Raw genomic sequence first — 1,163 nt, forward strand, 5'->3', positions numbered from 1 at the left:
CCTTCCTCAGGAACCCTTAGGCTTACGGCGGACAAGATTCTCACTTGTCTTTTCGTTACTCATACCGGCATTCTCACTCGTGTACCGTCCACCAGTCCTTACGGTCTGACTTCTACCTATACACGACGCTCCCCTACCCCTGATCTTGCGATCAAGCCATAGCTTCGGTGGTGTGTTTAGCCCCGTTACATTTTCGGCGCAGAGTCACTCGACCAGTGAGCTATTACGCACTCTTTAAATGGTGGCTGCTTCTAAGCCAACATCCTGGTTGTCTTTGCAACTCCACATCCTTTCCCACTTAACACACACTTGGGGACCTTAGCTGATGGTCTGGGCTGTTTCCCTCTTGACGATGGATCTTAGCACTCACCGTCTGACTCCCGGTTATAAGTACATGGCATTCGGAGTTTGACTGGACTTGGTAACCCTTGGCGGGCCCCGCACCCAATCAGTGCTCTACCTCCACGACTCTGACACCGAGGCTAGCCCTAAAGCTATTTCGGGGAGAACCAGCTATCTCCGAGTTCGATTGGAATTTCTCCGCTACCCCCACCTCATCCCCGAATTTTTCAACATTCGTGGGTTCGGGCCTCCAGTGCGTGTTACCGCACCTTCACCCTGGACAGGGGTAGATCACACGGTTTCGGGTCTACGTCCACATACTCAAGTCGCCCTATTCAGACTCGCTTTCGCTGCGGCTCCGGCTCTTCACCTTAACCTTGCATGGGAACGTAACTCGCCGGTTCATTCTACAAAAGGCACGCCATCACCCCTAAATCGGGCTCTGACTTCTTGTAAGCGCACGGTTTCAGGTTCTGTTTCACTCCGCTTCCGCGGTGCTTTTCACCTTTCCCTCACGGTACTGCTTCGCTATCGGTCGCTAGGGAGTATTTAGCCTTGGCAGATGGTCCTGCCGGATTCCCACGAGGTTTCACGTGTCTCGCGGTACTCAGGATCCGTCTCGGAGAGTGCTGACTTTGGACTACAGGGCTTTTACCTCTTATAGCGGGCCTTTCCAGACCTCTTCGTCTAGCCAACACCTTTGTAACTCCATGTGAGACGTCCTACAACCCCAAGGAGCAAGCTCCTTGGTTTGGGCTAATCCGCGTTCGCTCGCCGCTACTGACGGAATCACTGTTGTTTTCTCTTCCTCAGGGTACTTA

Annotated in this window: 1 rRNA gene; it reads right to left on the bottom strand. The window is 53.1% G+C overall.

Annotated elements, in window-relative coordinates:
* Positions 1–1,163: ribosomal RNA gene (locus I8J29_RS33395) — 23S ribosomal RNA — on the bottom strand; the annotation flags it as partial.

It is taken from the genome of Paenibacillus artemisiicola, assembly GCF_017652985.1.
GTDB classification, from domain to species: Bacteria; Bacillota; Bacilli; order Paenibacillales; family Paenibacillaceae; genus Paenibacillus_Z; species Paenibacillus_Z artemisiicola.